The organism is Parasphingomonas frigoris (genome assembly GCF_036663815.1).
Taxonomy (GTDB): Bacteria; Pseudomonadota; Alphaproteobacteria; order Sphingomonadales; family Sphingomonadaceae; genus Sphingomonas.
Genome location: NZ_JAXOJQ010000003.1, coordinates 1 through 17,105, shown reverse-complemented (window position 1 = coordinate 17,105; position 17,105 = coordinate 1). Strand labels below are relative to the sequence as shown.

Below are 17,105 nucleotides of genomic sequence, written 5' to 3'. Positions count from 1 at the left end.
AACCTTCCATTGGGTAGGGAGTTGGCGCTGTCCTAGTGACATCCAGAAGAAGGGGATTTTTATGCGGAAGCTTGCCGTTATCATGGCACTTGCCTCCACTGCACTCGTAGCCACTCCAGCACTTGCTCGTGACAAGTCTTGGTACGTTGGCGTTGATGGCGGCGGGATGATCGTCGAAGACATCAAGTTCGACATCAATGGCGCAAAGGGCGCTGCCACCAACGATCATCGTTATGGCTACGACGTCGATGGCGTGATCGGTTACGATCTCGGCATGTTCCGCCTTGAAGCCGAAGTTGGCTACAAGAACGCGTCGGTCAAGCAGTATCGCTCGTCGGTGACGACGCCTGCGATCAACTCGCTCGGCACGCCGTTCAACGCGCCTGCCGGCAACTACCCGGCGTCGGGTCGCTCGACCGCGCTCAGCTTCATGGTCAACGGCCTCGTCGATTTCGGCGATGACGATGGCATCCAGGGCTTCGTCGGCGGTGGTGTCGGTGTTGCTCGCGTCAAGGAGCGTGACCGGATCTCGCTGCTGACCCAGCTCAACGACAGCGACACCGTGTTCGCTTACCAGGGCCTCGCCGGCGTTCGCGCGCCGCTGACGAAGCATGTCGATGCCTCGCTGAAGTATCGCTTCTTCACCGCCGACAAGGTCAAGCTGGTCGACGTCTCGGGCCGTCAGTTCGAGAGCAAGTTCCGTACGCACAGCCTGCTCGCAGGTCTGACGTACAACTTCGGCGAGCCGGCTGCACCGCCGCCGCCGCCGCCGCCCCCGCCGCCGCCTCCCCCCCCGCCGCCGCCCGAAGCTCCGGCTCCGGTTGCGACGCCGTGCTCGCCAGGACCGTTCATCGTGTTCTTCGAGTGGGACAAGTCGGACGTTACGCCTGAAGCGGCTTCGATCCTGGACGGCGCAGTCGCGCAGTACCAGAATTGCGGTAACGCCAAGGTCATGCTGGCCGGCTTCACCGATCGCTCGGGTACGCCGAAGTACAACATCGGTCTCTCGCAGCGCCGTAACGACGCGGTTCGTGCCTACATGACCGCGCACTCGATCCCGGATGGTGTGATCACGACCGACGCGTTCGGTGAAGATCCCTCGCGTCTGCGCGTTCAGACCGCCGATGGCGTTCGCGAAGTGCAGAACCGTCGCGTGGAAGTGTCCTACGGTCCGGGTTCGGGCAACTAAGCCCAATCCGACCTTGGTCGAAAAAATCGGGGAGATCGGCCTTGGCCGGTCTCCCCTTTTTTTGTGCGTCGGCGCCGGGCGGACCAAGGGTCCGCGCGCGTCGTCGTGGGACACGGTTTGGCTGGTAAAAGCGGATCGATCCGCTACGGCAGGGCGTGCGGCTGCGACGTCCTGCGGGACGGCGCGACGCTTGGTCACGACGCGGGACTTTGAGGGAACATCATGCGGATTACGATGATCGGCTCGGGCTATGTCGGCCTGGTCTCCGGAGCGTGCTTTTCGGATTTCGGACATGACGTGATCTGCGTCGACAAGGATGCCGCCAAGATCGCCGCGCTCGAGGCGGGCAAGATGCCGATCTTCGAGCCCGGGCTCGATACGCTCGTCGCGACCAACGTCGCCGCGGGTCGCCTCACCTTCACCACCGACCTCAAGGCCGCCGTGGCCGGCGCCGATGCGGTGTTCATCGCGGTCGGCACACCGTCGCGGCGCGGCGATGGCCATGCCGACCTCAGCTATGTGTTCGCCGCGACGCGCGAGATCGCCGAAGCGATCGATGGTCCGGTCGTCGTCGTCACCAAGTCGACCGTTCCGGTCGGCACCGGCGACAAGGTCGAGGAGCTGCTCCGCGAAGTCGCCGGCACCTTCCCGGTCGCGGTCGTCTCCAACCCCGAATTCCTGCGCGAGGGCGCCGCGATCGGCGATTTCAAGCGCCCCGACCGAATCGTCATCGGCACCGAGGACGAGCGCGCGAAGCAGGTGATGCGCGACATCTATCGGCCGCTCTATCTCAACGAGAGCCCGATCCTGTTCACCGGGCGGCGGACCTCGGAACTGATCAAATATGCCGCCAATGCCTTCCTGGCGACCAAGATTACCTTCATTAACGAGATTGCCGACCTGTGCGAAGCGGTCGGCGCGAACGTGCAGGACGTCGCGCGCGGGATTGGCCTCGATAACCGGATCGGTTCGAAATTCCTCCACGCCGGCCCTGGCTACGGCGGCTCGTGCTTCCCCAAGGACACGCTCGCTCTGCTCAAGACCGCCGAGGATTACGAGAGCCCGGTGCGGATCGTCGAGGCGGTCGTGCAGGTCAACGACACGCGCAAGCGCGCGATGGGGCGCAAGGTGATCACCGCGCTCGGCGGTGACGCCAAGGGCAAGACCGTCGCGGTGCTCGGGCTGACCTTCAAGCCCAACACCGACGACATGCGCGACGCGCCGAGCCTGGCGATCGTGCAGAGCCTGCTCGACGCCGGCGCCAAGGTGCGCGCGCACGACCCCGAGGGGATGGCGGTCGCCAAGGCGATGATGCCCGACGTCGGCTATTGCCGCGATGCCTATGAGGCGGCGCAAGGGGCCGATGCGGTGGTGATCGTCACCGAGTGGGATATCTATCGCGCGCTCGACCTCAAGCGGCTGGCCGCGACGATGGCGGGCAACGCGATGGTCGACCTGCGCAACGTCTACCCGCCAAGCGATGCCGAGAAGGCCGGCTTCGCCTACAGCTCGATCGGTCGGTAACCGAGCGGCTCAGGCGAGCGCGTCGGGCGCCAGCGCTGCGGCGAGCCAGGCCGGCACCCGTGCATCGCCGAGCGCCTCGACGCGGCGCAGCTCGACCATCAGGGCGAGCTCGGGATAGGTCGCGCGGGTGCGTTCGCCGGGCTCGCCGAGCGGGGCGACCACCAGCCGGCGGTTGACCTTGCTCCGGTGGTGCATCCGAGCGGTATTTTCCTGCCCGACATAGCAGCCCTTGGTGAAGCTGACGCCGTTCAGCTCGCGCGCATTGGCTTCGAGCCACAGCGTCTTGTCGGAGCCGAGTTCGTCCGCGCCCTCGGTCACGCCGAGCGACAGGCGATGCTCTAGCCAGCCCGTCGCGGGCTCGGCGGGCGGGGCGAGCCAGCGATGGCCGAGCGCCGCCAGCCGCGGATCGGGCGCGTGCGGCCCGGCGTCGGGTGCGATCGACCAGTGGACCGCCAGTTCGGGCGCGGGCGCGATCGTGATCGCGCGGCGCAGGCGGTAGATCGACAGGCGCCGCGCGAGCCCCTCGGCCGCGCTCGCCGCGCAATCGAGCAGCAGGTCGGCGCCATCGGGCCAGACGATGAAATCGAACAGCACCTTGCCCTGCGGCGACAGCAGCGCCGACCACGCCGGCAGCGGGCCGCTCAGGTCGGCGGTGACGAGCCCCTGCAGGAAGCCGCGTACATCGTCTCCCGACAGGCGCAGCAGCGAACGATCGGCGAGCATAGTGGCGTTCATGGCCCCGAAGTAGGGGGCCATGCCGGCAGCGGCAATATGCGGCTGGCGATTTGCCGGGGCGCGCGCTAGGCGACGCCCATGACCGAGCGCCTGACGATCCGCCGCCCCGATGACTGGCATGTCCACCTCCGCGACGATGCCATGCTGCGCGCGGTGGTGCCCTATACCGCGCGCCAGTTCGCCCGCGCGATCGTGATGCCCAACCTGTCGCCGCCGGTGACGACCATCATCGCCGCAACCGCCTATCGCGAGCGGATCCTCGCCGCAGTGCCCGCGGGCATCGATTTCACCCCGCTGATGACCTGCTACCTGACCGACGCGGCAGATGCCGCCGAGATCGCGCGCGGCTATGAGACGGGCGTGTGGGCGGCGTGCAAGCTCTACCCCGCGCATGCGACGACCAACTCGGCGCACGGCGTCAGCGACATTCGCGCGCTCGCCCCAGTGCTCGAGACGCTGCAGCGGATCGGCATGCCGCTGCTGATCCACGGCGAGGTGACCGACCGCGCGATCGACATCTTCGATCGCGAGGCGGTGTTCGTCGAGCGCACGCTCGCGCCGCTGGTGCGCGACTATCCGGCGCTCAAGATCGTGCTCGAGCATATCACCACCGCCGAAGCCGCGGCCTTCGTGGCCGACGCCGGGCCGAACGTTGCGGCGACGATCACCCCGCAGCATCTCCACCTCAACCGCAACGCGCTGTTCGACGGCGGACTGCAGCCGCATGCCTATTGCCTGCCGGTGATCAAGCGCGAGCGGCATCGCCTCGCGGTGCGCGCCGCGGCGGTCTCGGGATCGCCGAGCTTCTTCCTCGGAACCGACAGTGCGCCGCACGAGCGCGGGCGCAAGGAAGCGGCGTGCGGCTGCGCGGGAATCTTCAACGCGCCGTTCGCGCTCGAAAGCTATGTCCAGGTGTTTGCCGAGGAGGGCGCGCTCGACCATTTCGAGGGCTTCGCGTCGGAACATGGCCCACGCTTCTACGGACTGCCGCTCAACACAGGATCGGTGACGCTCGAACGCCGTCCGGTCGCCGTGCCCGACCGCATCGAGGGGGCGGACGGGACGCTGGTCCCGTTCCACGCCGGGGCGACGCTGGAGTGGACGCTGGTCGACTGATCGAGCGGCGTACCGCTCGATCCGCCGCGGAAGGTCGGGGCCGGTCGCCCGGCCCCGATCGCTTACTGCTTGCCGCGCAGCGTATTGATCAACGCGAGGCCGAGCGTGCCGACGAGCGCTGCGGTCGCCCAAGGGCGGCGACGCGCGAAATCGCGGGCCTGGTCGATCATCGGTGCCGGGCCACCCGCGAGCGCGTCCTGCGCCGCGCCGATCGCCTTGTTGACGCCGCCGGTAACCTGGTCGATCACGCCCTCGCCCTGAAGGCGCGAATTGCCGGTGACGTTGCCTGCGGCTTCCTTGAGCGATCCGCCGATATTCTGCGCTTCACCCTTCAGGCTGGTCTCGTTCATCGTCGCTATCCTTTGCTCGGCCGCCCGGGATGGGGCCGTTCCGGGTGCAGAACGGCCGACACGCGCCAAGGTGCCACGACCGATGCGCTATTTTTCGGTGAAGCGCTTGACCTTCACCGGCAGGTCCTTGCCCTTGGTGCGACGCGACGGGATCTGCACCGGGTTCTTCTTCTTCCACGCGGCCCAGGTCATCGGGCCTTCGGGGGTGTCGATGATCGTGTCGTCAATGTCGCTCATGCCATGCTCCGGGGCTTGAAGGGCCAGTCGACCACGCGGCCGGCGAACAGCGCCCACCACACGATCACCGGCTGAAACAGCAAACGCGGGATATGGTAGCCCAGGCCCAATCCGCCACGGCCATAGTCGATATAGTCGATCGCATGCTTCACATTGGCGGGATAGACGCACACTGCATATGCCGCGAGGCCGACCCCCGCCCACCACCGCAGCCGCGGGACGAACAGCCCGAGCGCGCCGGCGATCTCGCACAGGCCGGTTGCGAGGATCACCTGTGTTGCGAATGGCACCCAGGCGGGGGTGATGCCGAGGAACGGCGCGGGGACGAAGACGTGGAGCACCCCTGCCGCGAGATAGGCGGCGGCGAGCAGCGCGCGCAGGATCTGGCGGGTGCGGGGGGCGGGGTCGATCACGCGGGGGAGCCTAGGCGATTGCGCGGGCCGGGGCAAAGGCGTGGCTGCGCTTGGACTGGGGCTCGGGCTCGGGTTGGGCCTGGGCAAAGCCCATGCCGTCGGTCGGGGCGAGCCCCGCCGGCCGCGCTTGCGCGAGTCAGGCGGGCTTTGCCGCCTGCCGCGCTGCGCTTAGAACGGGAACCACTTCGAGGTCTGGCTGAACTTCATGTAGCCCAGGTTGATCCCCTGCCGCCAGCCGACACCGAGCCGGATCGGGATCAGCACGGTGTTGCCGCGCCGCAAATAGGTGGCGGCGAAACCGCCGACGAAATAGACCCGCCCCTCGGCCGCCGGGAAGCGCTTGAACAGCTCGGCGGTGTCGTAGAGATTGTAGACCAGCACGAACACCTTGTTGGCGTCGCCGCCCAGATCGAAGCCGACCGACGGGCCGGTCCAATAGACCGGCTGCTTGCCCTCGACCTTGTGGAACAGCTCGCCCTTGCCGTAGCGCAGGCCGACGACGACCGCGCCCGACGCCTCGCGGCCGGCGATATAGGCGTTGGGATAGCCTTGCTCCTTGAGCGTGCGCTCGAGAATGCCGGCAAGCCCGGCCGCGCCCTTGCCGAAGGTGCCCTCGGCCGCACGCAGCAACTCCTGTTTCTGGAAGGTCTGCGCGTTGGCCGATTCGACCTCGGCGCCGTCGCGTGCGACGTCCTGCGGCTGGTCCGATCCGCCCGGCGCGCCAGCGGGCGCTTGCGGGGCCGGGCCGGCATCGACCGGATCGGTCGAACCGGGGGCATCGGGGTAGCGGCGCGGTGCGGGCTGGTCGACAGGGACCGACGGTCGCGCGGTCGGGGCAGGGGCGGGCTGGCGCAGATCCGAATCGATCGCCTGGTTCGGATCGATCGTGCGAACCTGTGCCGTGAGCGGGGCCGCAACGGTCGCCAGCGCGAGCACCACCAGCGCGCCGATCCTCGGAACGGTGGTCCAGCGCATGTGCATCGTCAATCTCCCCCGGTGTGCAGTGGCGCGACGATAGCGCCTACCTGGCTGTCCCGGCAATGAACGAGCGCGAGCGCCACGGCCAGCCGAATCGATTTCACGTCGAGCGCCCTGCATTGAGCCTGTTGCCGAAGCCGCAAAGCCCGGTTATAGCCCGCCTTCGCTGTGATCCGGAGACGTGGGTGAGTGGCTGAAACCAGCGGTTTGCTAAACCGCCGTACCGGGTTTACTGGTACCGAGGGTTCGAATCCCTCCGTCTCCGCCAGGGGCTCGTTCGGAGCCCGCCGCAGCAGTCCACATATATTGACAAAAGCCCCGGAAAACCCTCGTTTATCGCGTCGGCTCGATCCTATCCGTTCGCATGCCTCCACAACCTTCGTGGGCAGAGAATGGGGTATCGGGCAGTGAAAATGAGGTATCGGGATTGTCATGCTGAACGATGCGAAACTGCGCGCAGCGCAGGCACGGGAAAAGCCGTACAAGCTGTTTGATGCACACCAGCTTTTTCTGTTCGTGTCTCCAAAGGGCGGAAAGCTCTGGCGCATGAATTACCAATATGACGGGAAGAGCAAGAGCCTGTCCTTCGGCCCCTATCCCCTCGTCAATCTCGCCGCAGCACGCGAGAAGCGCGATGAGGCGCGAAAGCTTTTGGCCGAAGGCACAGACCCCGCCGTCGCGAAAAAGCTCAAGATCCAGGCGAATATCGAGGCCAGCCGCAACACGTTCGAAAAGATTGCCCGCGAATGGCATCAGGCGAATGCGCCGCAATGGGCAAAGGTACATGCCGCCGAGGTCATCCGCACCCTCGAGCGCGACGTGTTTCCGGTAATCGGCGCGCTCCCAATTGGCGCGCTCACTCCACCCAAGATCCTTGAGTGCCTGCGTCTGACCGAATCTCGCTCAGCGATCGAAACGGCCAAGCGCCTGAGCCAGCGGATCTCTGCGATCTATACCTACGCCATCGCCAGCGGGCTCGCCACATCAGACCCCGCCGAGAAGGTCGGGGCTGCGTTAAAGCCGCTACCAAAGAAGGGGCGCCAGCCAGCCATTACCGACATAGGCGAATTGCGCAAAATGCTGGCGACCGTGGATGCCGATTTCGCAAGGCCGGTCACCCGGTTGGCGCTGAGGTTGATCGCGCTGACGGCGGTTCGGCCAGGCGAGTTGCGCGGGGCGCTGTGGGAGGAATTTGAAGATTTGGAGGGGAAGGCGCCTCTTTGGCGAATTCCTGCCAGCCGTATGAAGGGGGACCGGGATCGCAAAGACGAGACGGACGGTGATCACCTTGTTCCCCTCGCACCGGAAAGCGTGGCTGTATTGAAAGCGGCCTGGAAGGTGACAGGCCGAGGCAAACTCGTGTTTCCGAGCGATCGCCATGTTCATCGGCCGATGAGCGAAAACGCACTTGGATATCTGCTCAATCGCGCGGGATATCATGGACGCCACGTGCCCCACGGTTTTCGGGCGGCCTTCTCGACCATTATGAACGAGTGGGCGAAATCGCAGGGCCGTTCCGATGATCGCGCGGTTATCGATCTGATGCTTGCCCATATTCCAACGAATAAGGTGGAGGGAGCGTATAACCGCGCGGCTTATATGCCGCGGAGGCGCGAGTTGGCCGCATTATGGGCAGGAATGTTAATGCCGGGGCTCGCCGAGCCTGCGACGCTGATATCGCTTCCGAGCAAAGAAAGCCCGTTCAAGGGTAGTACGCGCGTCGCCAAGCGGGAGCAGCCGAAGCTTCAGGTTGTACGATAGAAGCCGGCTTTGCGTTTGAGCGTGTCATCCCGGTCCGCGCGAAGTCATGTGGCACGCTCACTTGGTCCGAAAAATAACAACAAATTTGGGTAATCTGCGACGGTGAGACCGAATACGTCTTTCGAGGGTGGTAACTCGCTAGAGGAGCAAGGGCGGTGCGGGACGCTCGGCTTGCCCTATTTTTTAGCTGCTGGCCGCGATTATCGGTCGAGCATCACTCCGACTTCTGCAGTTATGACCCAAACTGGACGTTCAGCAGGCGCTCACCGCTGCCGAAGTTCAGACATTGGTTCATGTGAGACGCTCGACTTTGTCCAAGGGGCAGCGGGACTAATCGCGCCGGAAGGCCGGCTCGTAGGCGAATAGGCCCGGCAAGCCGCCGGTCATTACGAACAACACCGGTTCCGCATTGCGCCACCTCCCTTCCCGGATCCCAGCGATGAGGCCCGCAAAGGCCTTTCCGCCATAGACCGGATCGAGCAGCAGGCCTTCCGACCGGGCAACCAGCCGTACCGCTTCGAACATCGCGTCGGTCGGCACGCCGTAGCCCTCGCCGAGTTGGCCGTCCGTGACGACGATGTCGCCTGCTATGAACTCGCTAGCCGGATCGATGAGCGCCAGGGTCCGCGCGGCAAGTTCGGTGGTGACTGCCTGCGCCTTTTCGATTGGGGCTAGGACGGTGAACGATTCGATCCGGCCGGGCTCGTCTCCGGCCGCCCTCAGCCCTGCCGCCAAACCGGCATGCGTGCCAGAACTACCGTTCGGCACGATGATCCGTTTGAAGCGAAGCCCAAGGTCCTGCTCTTGAGCGATTATCTCCGCTGCACACACCGCGTAGCCAAGGCAGCCGAGCGGCGAAGAGCCACCAGAGACGACGACATAAGCGCGATGCCCCTTGGCGAACAGGTGCACAGCGCGCTCCTGAGCGACGGCTAAAGAATCAACACCGGCTGGTCTTCGAAGGACAGTTGCGTCGAACAGATCATCAAGCAGCACATTGCCGTTGCGCCGGTAGGCTTCGTCGTCGCGCGTGACGTTATCTGTGAGGACCAGCTCGCAAGAGAGCCCGGCTCGCGCCGCGGCGGCGGCGCTCAGTCTGGCATGGTTCGATTGTCGCGCGCCTGTGGTGATGAAAGTATCGCACCCTTGGTCCAGCGCCTCGCCGATCAGGAACTCCAGTTTCCGGAGCTTGTTGCCCCCCCCACCGACGCCCATCAGGTCGTCGCGCTTGACGTAGATCGGAGGGCAGCCCCCGCAGCCGAGCGCCTGTTCCAGTCTGGTCAAGCGCTGGATCGGCGTGCGTCCCTCCAGCAGGCTAAATCGAGGTCGTTTTTCAAGCTGAACTAGCATCGATCGTTCCGGTCCCGCGGTAGCGGTTTCTCGTGGCAGCTTTGGGCAACCTGGTCACGCTCAAGAACTCATAGGCGATCGATTCCCCAGTTACGTATTGGGACTTGTTTGGTGGCGATGGCGTCACCACGGCGCCTGCGTCGACCCAGAACGCGACATTCAGACTGCCAGCTTAGCTCCCCGGAAGCGGACATTTGTTAATGTGATCCGGTCGGTGGTCGGTGCTCACAGCGACCAAATCTTTCATGCGGAAGGGCGAGATGTGGGACATTTCAGTCGTTCAAGTCCGGCTTTGCAAACGGCGACTTCGGCCAGAAGCGGTCATCCCTGGGTGCGTCCCATCACTGCCAGGGTCCGCGAAGATTGGCTGGCCGCGGCCCGGGAGGTTTCAGAAAACGCGATAACGCTCGCTCCTATCAGCCCGCAATATCCAGCTTTCCCAAAACGGGTGCTCAGTTAGGAACGTCTGCGGCTTGCGAAACGATGATTCCGAACGACGGAGTTGACGGCTTAAGCAGTGCCTTCCATATGACGCCCAACAGCGATGGATTTCCGCCGGGTCATTTGGCCAAACCGCTCTAGCAAGAGCTGATGATTCCTACTTGGCGCCGAAAGGCAGCAAGGAGGAATCGTGCGGGCTACCTTTCGTAATCTCATCGGCGAGCTGAACGTCGCGGCATTCGTCCGTAATCGTCACGATCATGCCCTGTCGGTTATGCGCTGGGCGTTGATCCTGGTGCCAATGGCGGCCCTGGTCGGGACGCTTTGTGCGGCGTTTCTGTGGAGCCTCGATGCCGTTACACGGCTGCGCTTCGCCTGGCCCCGGTTGCTGTATCTGCTGCCGCTGGGCGGCTTCGTGGTCGGGCTGCTGTATGAGCTCACCGGCCGCTCGGTAGAGGGCGGCAACAACCTCATTGTTGAGCAGATCCACGAACCGGGGGGCGGAGTGCCACTGCGGATGGCACCGCTGATCTTCTTCGGCACGGTCGTGACCCATCTGTTCGGCGGTTCGGCGGGGCGCGAAGGCACCGCCGTCCAGTTGGGGGGCAGTTTGGCCAGCGGCTTCGGCCGCGCGCTCAAGCTCGATGCGGGCGGCACCCGCATCCTACTGATGGGGGGCATCGCCGCCGGGTTCGGTGCGGTGTTCGGTACGCCGATCGCGGGCGCGGTGTTCGCTCTGGAGGTGCTGGCGATCGGGCGCGTGGAATACCGCGCGCTGGTGCCGTGTCTCGTCGCGGCGCTGGTCGGCGCCTGGACATGCCTTGCCTGGGGCATCCACCACGGCGTTTACCGGATTGATACGGTCGTGCCGGTCGATGCCTTGCTCGTCGCAAAGGCCGGCATCGCCGGGGTAGCGTTCGGACTGGTCGGCCTCGCTTTCGCCGAAGCCAATCATGCGCTCGGCGGATGGCTCAAGCGGATCGTCCCCTATGGTCCGCTACGTCCCCTCATCGGCGGGGTCGCGGTCATTGCGCTCGTCTACCTGTTTGGCACGCGCGACTATCTCGGCCTCGGCACGCTAACGGCAACGCCCGACGGCCTCACCATTGCCAGCTTCTTCGGGCCGGACACCCACCCGTGGAGCTGGGCGCTGAAGTTGCTTTTCACCGTCGTCACGCTCAGCACTGGCTTCAAGGGTGGCGAGGTCACGCCGCTGTTCGTCATCGGCGCGGCGCTCGGCAACGCGCTCGCACCCATATTCGGCGTCCCGACAGGCGTGTTCGCCGGGCTCGGATTCGTCGCGCTGTTCGCGGGCGCTGCAAACACGCCGCTCGCCTGCACCTTCATGGGCATCGAGCTGTTCGGCGCGGCGTATGCGGTACCGATCGCGGTCGCCTGCTTCGTCGCCTACCTCTGCTCCGGCCATAACGGCATCTACCTGTCTCAGCGCGTCGCCGTGCCAAAGGTGCCGGCGACCGGCCTTATCCCAAACGCGACCCTACGCGAGGCGCGGGCGCACCGTGCCGCGCGTCGCCCACGTTCCTGATCCCGCACCAATTGAAGGTCTGTCCATGCCCCATCGTTTCACCGTCCAGCATCGCGAAATCGGAATGCTCCGCATTTACATGAAGCCGTCCGACCGGGTCGGTCAGCGCAGCCTCCGCACTCTGTGGGGTGCAAGCCTCTCTATCGCGAGTTGATCCGAACGGCGAAGGCGGACGGCATCATCAACGCCGTCGCGCAACACACGCATTACGGCTTCAGCAACCACGGCCCGATCCGCGAGAACGGATCGGAGGCGGCTGATCCGCATTTGACGATATGCATTGAACTCTTCGGCGAGCGTGACCAGCTCGACCTGTTCTGCCGGCGACATGGCGACCTGCTTGGCGACAAGGTGATCGTCTACAAGCAACTGGAGCATTGGTTGGTCACGCCCCGAGACACCTGATGACACCGTTGATCGAATATGTACTTCTCATCGTCGGTGCCTTTGCAGCTGCCGCGATCTCGGGATCGGCCGGGTTTGGCGGAGCGCTGCTGTTGCTCCCTCTCCTCAACCAGGTCGTCGGCGTGACCGAAGCGGTTCCGCTACTGACGATAGTCCAGATTATCGGCAATGCCGCGCGGGCCGGAATGGGCTGGCGTCATATCCGCTGGCGGTTTGTATTACTGTTCCTGGCAGCCGCCATTCCCTTTTCTATGCTGGGCGCGTTGTCGTTTGCCTCGCTCCCTACCGCGCTCGTCACCCGGATCGTGGGCATCGCGATCCTGCTGTTCGTTATCTTGAAGGCGACGGGCATGTTCACGTTCAAACCGTCACGCCGCGTGCTGGTGATCGGGGGCGGCGTCACAGGGTTGTTGTCGGGCCTAGTCGGAAGTGCCGGGCCGCTCGGCGCGGCCGTGTTCCTGAGCCTTGGCCTTCCGCCGATTGCCTATGTGGCGAGCGAGGCAGTCGCCGCCATCGCAATGCACGGTGCCAAGACGATCGTATACGGCGCGACAATCGACCTAGGGCCAGCATTTTGGCCGCTGGCGATTGCGATGGGGCTGGCGATGATCGCCGGCACCTGGGTGGGGCGTTCGCTTATCATGCAACTGCCTGTCGAGCGCTTCCGTAAGGTCGTTATGGTCCTGCTCGCGCTGATCGCGATTGAGATGATCGCGATGGGATGACAGGCAGAAGTGCGGCTGCTGCAAAACGCAGCCAAACCTGAATAGCCATTGTTCATTCGTTTATTTCCTATATCGTGGAAACGTAGAATCGGACAATGGAGGATTTATGAAGCCGCATCTGCTGCTAGCCGCGTCACTGGTCGCCGCCCCCGTTTTCGCGGCTGACCCTGCGCCGACACTTACGGTCATGACCATCACCGGCGAGCTGGGTGCCAGCATGCAGTGTCACGTCTACCCCAAGAGCGACGGTGAGTATGTCCGCTTCCTAGATAGCGGACGGACCAGCCTGTCAGCCCCCGCGCTCCGAAAGCTCGAATGCGAGTATAAGGGCAGCGCCCGCGGTCCATCCACGATCACGATCAACTCGCCCACGCTCGCCTGCCCGTTCAAGGACGCTAGCGCAGACGCTTGCGCCATCACGCTCCGTAAGGGCGCGGTTGGCTCTTTCGAGGCCAAGGAAAAGCGGAGCTGATCCGCGCTCTATCGTGTGGCGTTGCTCTTGCGTTTGTTTCCGCTAAAGTCGAAACATGGAAATAAAGAACGCGGTCGCCGGGCTTTCTGCCTTGGCTCACGAAGGACGCCTTACGGTCTTCCGGATGCTCGTGCAGGCGGGTCCAACTGGAATCGCTGCTGGTGAAATCGCCCGGCAGATGGAAGTGCCGCCCAACACGCTGTCTGCGAACCTTACCATCCTGTCGCACGCCGGCCTGATCGATAGCCGTCGTGAAGGCCGGTCGGTGATCTACACCGCAAGGTATGAGAACATGACCGAATTGCTCGAATACCTGATGAAGGACTGCTGCGGCGGTTCGCCTGAAATCTGCGCGTCACTGGTCGACGTCGTCCTTCGTAGCCGCTGCGACGTGCCGGTCTCGGCATGAGCGCTCCCGTGACCAACGTCCTGGTGCTTTGCACCGGCAACAGCGCCCGCTCGATCCTCGGTGAAACGATCATCAACAAGCTCGGGAACGGCCGCTTTCGCGGCTTCTCGGCCGGATCGTTCCCCAAGGGGCAAGTGCATCCGGGAGCGTTGCGACTCTTGGAGCGGCACGGCTATCCTACCACGGGCCTGCGCTCGAAGAGCTGGGATGAGTTCGCCGGCACGGGCGGGCCGAACATCGATGTCGTCGTCACCGTATGCGACAACGCGGCGGGCGAGGTTTGCCCGATCTGGCCGGGCCACCCGATCAAGGCGCATTGGGGGCTGCCTGATCCTGCTGCCGTCACCGGCGACGATGCCGCTGTCGATGCGGCGTTCGAGGCGGCCCATGACGCCCTGACCAAGCGCTTTGCGAAGCTGGTCGAGCTGCCGATCATCGACCGGGAAGTGCCCGCACTGGCCGTTCGCCAGCGCCTCCAAGCGATCCACCACGATCTTGTTGAAGACGCAAACACCAACTCGGGAAACCAAGCGTGACCGACATCATCATTTACCACAACCCCGAGTGCGGCACCTCGCGCAACACCTTGGCGATGATCCGCAACGCCGGCATCGAGCCGCACGTCATTGAGTATCTGAAAACGCCGCCCTCGCGCACGCTATTGGTCGAGCTGATCGACCGCGCCGGCATGACGCCCCGCGATCTGCTCCGCGAAAAGGGCACGCCCTTCGCGGAGTTCGGTCTGGGCGAGACGTCGCTGTCCGACGACGCGCTGGTCGACGCCATGATGGCGCATCCGATCCTTATCAATCGACCGCTGGTAGTTTCGCCGCTCGGCGTGAAGCTCTGTCGCCCGTCCGAAGCCGTCCTCGATCTGCTGCCTGAGCCGCAACGGGGCGCGTTTGCCAAGGAAGACGGGGAGAAGGTCGTGGACGCCTCGGGCCAGCGCGTCGCCTGATGCTTCTCGCCGTCCTGATCTTCGTCGCCACGATCGCGCTCGTCATCTGGCAGCCCAATGGCCTCGGCATTGGGTGGAGCGCGATGGGCGGTGCCATTGTGGCGCTGCTGCTCGGCGTGGTCTCGCTCCATGACGTGCCGGTGGTCTGGGGAATCGTCTGGAATGCGACCGCGGCGTTCGTAGCGATCATCGTCATCAGCCTGCTGCTCGATGAAGCCGGGTTCTTTGAATGGGCGGCGCTCCACGTCGCCCGCTGGGGCAAGGGTAATGGCCGGCTCCTGTTTTCGCTGGTCGTGTTGCTCGGCGCGGCGGTGTCGTCGCTATTCGCTAATGACGGCGCGGCGCTGATCCTGACGCCCATCGTGATCGCGATGCTGCGAGCGCTGGGATACAAGGAAAAGGCAACGCTCGCCTTCGTCATGGCAGCCGGGTTCATCGCCGACATGGGCAGTTTGCCGCTGGTCGTCTCCAACCTCGTCAACATCGTCTCGGCCGATTTCTTCCACCTCGGTTTCGCCCGCTACGCATTGGTCATGGTCCCGGTCGATCTGGCGGCGATCGCCGCGACGCTGGGTGCTCTGCTGCTGTTTTTCCGGCGCGACATTCCCGGCCGCTACGACGTGGCGCAACTCCGCGCGCCGGACGAGGCGATCCGCGATGTGGCGACCTTCCGCGCCGGCTGGATCGTCTTGGTGCTCCTGCTCGCTGGCTTCTTCCTGCTCGAGCCGCTCGGCGTGCCCGTCAGCGCCGTTGCCGCTGCTGGGGCGATCCTGCTGCTGGTGATCGCCGAACGAGGCCATGTGATCCAGACCGGCAAGGTGCTGCGCGGTGCGCCCTGGCAAGTCGTGATCTTCTCGCTTGGCATGTACCTGGTCGTCTATGGTCTACGGAACGCCGGCCTGACGGACCACCTTGCCGGCCTGCTCAATCGCACGGCGCAAGGCGGCGTGTGGGGCGCGGCGTTCGGCACCGGCATCCTCGCCGCGCTGCTCTCGTCGGTCATGAACAACATGCCGACCGTGTTGGTGGGTGCGCTGTCGATCGACGCGACCCACGCCACGGGAGCGATCAAGGAAGCGATGATCTACGCCAACGTCATCGGCTGCGACCTCGGTCCAAAGATCACGCCGATCGGCTCGCTCGCAACGCTGCTGTGGCTGCACGTTCTCGGGCAAAAGGGCATCCGCATCGGCTGGGGCTATTACTTCCGGGTCGGTGTCACGCTGACAATACCCATCCTGCTCATCACGCTTGCGGCCTTAGCGCTGCGGATCGGGATTTCCTGATGCCTGTTCGCAATCTTTCTGAACCCAACCACCTGCCGGCACTCGATCGACGGTATGCAATCGAACGCCCTGCCCTCGGTCTCGGCGCTGGCGATCCTGCTCCGCGTATCCTGCTGCTCTACGGTAGCTTGCGGGAGCGGTCGTTTTCCCGACTCTGCGTCGAGGAAGCCGCGCGTCTGCTCCAGTTCTTCGGCTGTGAAACGCGCATTTTTGACCCCTCCACCCTGCCGCTGCCCGATCAAGTAACGGGCGACGACGATCCGGCCGTTCACGAACTACGCGAGCTGTCGATGTGGTCGGAAGGGCATGTGTGGTGCAGCCCCGAACGTCACGGCCAGATCGCCGGCATCATGAAGCTGCAAATCGATCATCTGCCGCTGTCGATGGGCGGGATGCGCCCGACCCAGGGCCGCACGCTCGCCGTCATGCAGGTATCGGCCGGATCGCAGTCGTTCAACAGCGTCAATACGCTGCGCGTCCTCGGTCGGTGGATGCGGATGGTAACAATCCCCAACCAATCGAGCGTCGCCAAGGCGTTCGCCGAGTTTGACGACGCCGGCCGCATGAAGCCGTCGAGCTACTATGACCGGATCGTGGACGTGATGGAGGAGCTGGTGCGCTTTACGGTGATACTGCGCCCGCACACCGCCGAGCTTGTCGATCGCTATTCCGAACGCAAAGAGGCCGGCGTGCCGATCAACGCTGCGACCGATCTGTCGAGCATCGCCACCACGTCTTAACCGTCGCGATCATAATTCGCGCTCTTCCCGCAAACGAAGGTCGAATCGGCAATTCTGGTTGCGAGGCATGATGCAGGTTCGCGCCTTTCGAGTTTTCCCAAAATCCGTTCCCGATTGAGAAATGTCGAAATGGGCTATTGGACTTGGAGTAATGGGAATGCAGCGAACGGTTTTAATGGCCGGTTCGCGATCGCGAGACAATCCATGCAACGGCGAGACTGGGCCATTCCAGATCGACAGTTTCGATCAACCTGATCGGCGGCTTGCGTCGGAAGCCGAAGTTAATCGAAGCGCAACTGAACGACCGGCGTTGGTCGAGAGCCGACCGACCGCGTTAGGGCCGCTAGGACCCAAAAGATGGTGTATCGCGGCGGCTGCATTTCGACAGCGATGAGATTGCAGCCCCTTCACATACGATGCCTGGATCGGGGTCGAGCCTGACCTCGTGCATCGAGGGAAGGAGTGAGAGC

At 64.3% G+C, this 17,105-nt stretch carries 19 protein-coding genes, 1 tRNA gene and 1 riboswitch; of the genes, 14 read left to right on the top strand and 6 right to left on the bottom strand.

Going from position 1 to position 17,105, the window contains the following annotated elements; translation table 11 throughout:
* Nucleotides 1-61: 61 nt before the first annotated feature.
* On the top strand, nt 62-1,189 hold the full coding sequence (locus U1872_RS10270; RefSeq protein ID WP_332792812.1) for an OmpA family protein: 1,128 nt from the start codon (nt 62-64) through the stop codon (nt 1,187-1,189).
* Between the two features lie 222 nt (nt 1,190-1,411).
* A complete protein-coding gene (locus U1872_RS10265) occupies nt 1,412-2,713 on the top strand; it encodes a UDP-glucose dehydrogenase family protein (RefSeq protein ID WP_332792811.1) in 1,302 nt (433 codons plus the stop codon).
* A gap of 9 nt (nt 2,714-2,722) precedes the next feature.
* Here U1872_RS10265 and ygfZ read toward each other — a convergent pair whose 3' ends face one another.
* Nucleotides 2,723-3,448 (bottom strand): CAF17-like 4Fe-4S cluster assembly/insertion protein YgfZ, encoded by a 726-nt coding sequence (gene ygfZ, locus U1872_RS10260; protein ID WP_332792810.1) that lies wholly within the window; start codon nt 3,446-3,448, stop codon nt 2,723-2,725.
* 78 nt (nt 3,449-3,526) lie between these two features.
* On the opposite strand from ygfZ, the gene pyrC reads away from it, so the two are divergent.
* Entirely contained in the window at nt 3,527-4,564 is a 1,038-nt protein-coding gene (gene pyrC, locus U1872_RS10255; RefSeq protein ID WP_332792809.1) for a dihydroorotase, read from the top strand.
* A gap of 62 nt (nt 4,565-4,626) precedes the next feature.
* Here pyrC and U1872_RS10250 read toward each other — a convergent pair whose 3' ends face one another.
* From U1872_RS10250 to U1872_RS10235, 4 genes are all read right to left on the bottom strand, one after another.
* Nucleotides 4,627-4,914 carry a CsbD family protein gene (locus U1872_RS10250; RefSeq protein ID WP_332792808.1) on the bottom strand — a complete coding sequence of 96 codons (288 nt, stop codon included), beginning with the start codon at nt 4,912-4,914 and terminating at the stop codon, nt 4,627-4,629.
* An 87-nt stretch (nt 4,915-5,001) separates the two neighbouring features.
* Nucleotides 5,002-5,151 (bottom strand): hypothetical protein, encoded by a 150-nt coding sequence (locus tag U1872_RS10245; RefSeq protein ID WP_332792807.1) that lies wholly within the window; start codon nt 5,149-5,151, stop codon nt 5,002-5,004.
* On the bottom strand, nt 5,148-5,564 hold the full coding sequence (locus U1872_RS10240; protein ID WP_332792806.1) for a DoxX family protein: 417 nt from the start codon (nt 5,562-5,564) through the stop codon (nt 5,148-5,150). Before U1872_RS10240 ends, U1872_RS10245 begins: the two co-directional genes overlap by 4 nt.
* A gap of 168 nt (nt 5,565-5,732) precedes the next feature.
* Nucleotides 5,733-6,545 (bottom strand): DUF1134 domain-containing protein, encoded by an 813-nt coding sequence (locus U1872_RS10235; protein WP_443025369.1) that lies wholly within the window; start codon nt 6,543-6,545, stop codon nt 5,733-5,735.
* Between the two features lie 172 nt (nt 6,546-6,717).
* Between U1872_RS10235 and U1872_RS10230 the strand changes: the two genes are divergently transcribed.
* Nucleotides 6,718-6,810, top strand: a tRNA-Ser gene (locus tag U1872_RS10230).
* A 164-nt stretch (nt 6,811-6,974) separates the two neighbouring features.
* Complete coding sequence (locus tag U1872_RS10225; RefSeq protein ID WP_332792804.1) at nt 6,975-8,303, top strand: tyrosine-type recombinase/integrase; 1,329 nt, start codon at nt 6,975-6,977, stop codon at nt 8,301-8,303.
* 330 nt (nt 8,304-8,633) lie between these two features.
* Here the strand turns inward: U1872_RS10225 and U1872_RS10220 are convergent, their stop codons facing one another.
* Nucleotides 8,634-9,653 carry a D-cysteine desulfhydrase family protein gene (locus U1872_RS10220; RefSeq protein ID WP_332792803.1) on the bottom strand — a complete coding sequence of 340 codons (1,020 nt, stop codon included), beginning with the start codon at nt 9,651-9,653 and terminating at the stop codon, nt 8,634-8,636.
* Between the two features lie 531 nt (nt 9,654-10,184).
* Nucleotides 10,185-10,261: riboswitch (Fluoride riboswitch) on the top strand.
* A gap of 23 nt (nt 10,262-10,284) precedes the next feature.
* On the opposite strand from U1872_RS10220, the gene U1872_RS10215 reads away from it, so the two are divergent.
* From U1872_RS10215 to arsH, 9 genes are all read left to right on the top strand, one after another.
* Nucleotides 10,285-11,640, top strand: a complete 1,356-nt coding sequence (locus tag U1872_RS10215) for a voltage-gated chloride channel family protein (protein WP_332792802.1) — start codon at nt 10,285-10,287, stop codon at nt 11,638-11,640.
* 150 nt (nt 11,641-11,790) lie between these two features.
* Nucleotides 11,791-12,045, top strand: coding sequence for a putative PII-like signaling protein (locus tag U1872_RS10210; RefSeq protein ID WP_332792801.1), 255 nt, complete (start codon nt 11,791-11,793; stop codon nt 12,043-12,045).
* The gene (locus U1872_RS10205; protein WP_332792800.1) at nt 12,045-12,770 is read left to right on the top strand and encodes a sulfite exporter TauE/SafE family protein; all 726 of its coding nucleotides are present in this window, start codon (nt 12,045-12,047) and stop codon (nt 12,768-12,770) included. Before U1872_RS10210 ends, U1872_RS10205 begins: the two co-directional genes overlap by 1 nt.
* A gap of 106 nt (nt 12,771-12,876) precedes the next feature.
* A complete protein-coding gene (locus tag U1872_RS10200; protein WP_332792799.1) occupies nt 12,877-13,242 on the top strand; it encodes a hypothetical protein in 366 nt (121 codons plus the stop codon).
* A 55-nt stretch (nt 13,243-13,297) separates the two neighbouring features.
* On the top strand, nt 13,298-13,651 hold the full coding sequence (locus U1872_RS10195; protein WP_332792798.1) for an ArsR/SmtB family transcription factor: 354 nt from the start codon (nt 13,298-13,300) through the stop codon (nt 13,649-13,651).
* An 8-nt stretch (nt 13,652-13,659) separates the two neighbouring features.
* On the top strand, nt 13,660-14,187 hold the full coding sequence (locus U1872_RS10190; RefSeq protein ID WP_443025368.1) for an arsenate reductase ArsC: 528 nt from the start codon (nt 13,660-13,662) through the stop codon (nt 14,185-14,187).
* Nucleotides 14,184-14,609: an arsenate reductase (glutaredoxin) gene (arsC, locus tag U1872_RS10185; protein ID WP_332792796.1), complete on the top strand. Its 426-nt coding sequence runs from the start codon at nt 14,184-14,186 to the stop codon at nt 14,607-14,609. The genes U1872_RS10190 and arsC overlap by 4 nt, the downstream gene beginning before the upstream one ends.
* Nucleotides 14,609-15,895 carry an arsenic transporter gene (locus U1872_RS10180; protein ID WP_332792795.1) on the top strand — a complete coding sequence of 429 codons (1,287 nt, stop codon included), beginning with the start codon at nt 14,609-14,611 and terminating at the stop codon, nt 15,893-15,895. Before arsC ends, U1872_RS10180 begins: the two co-directional genes overlap by 1 nt.
* On the top strand, nt 15,895-16,635 hold the full coding sequence (gene arsH, locus U1872_RS10175; RefSeq protein ID WP_332792794.1) for an arsenical resistance protein ArsH: 741 nt from the start codon (nt 15,895-15,897) through the stop codon (nt 16,633-16,635). The genes U1872_RS10180 and arsH overlap by 1 nt, the downstream gene beginning before the upstream one ends.
* Nucleotides 16,636-17,105: the final 470 nt, after the last annotated feature.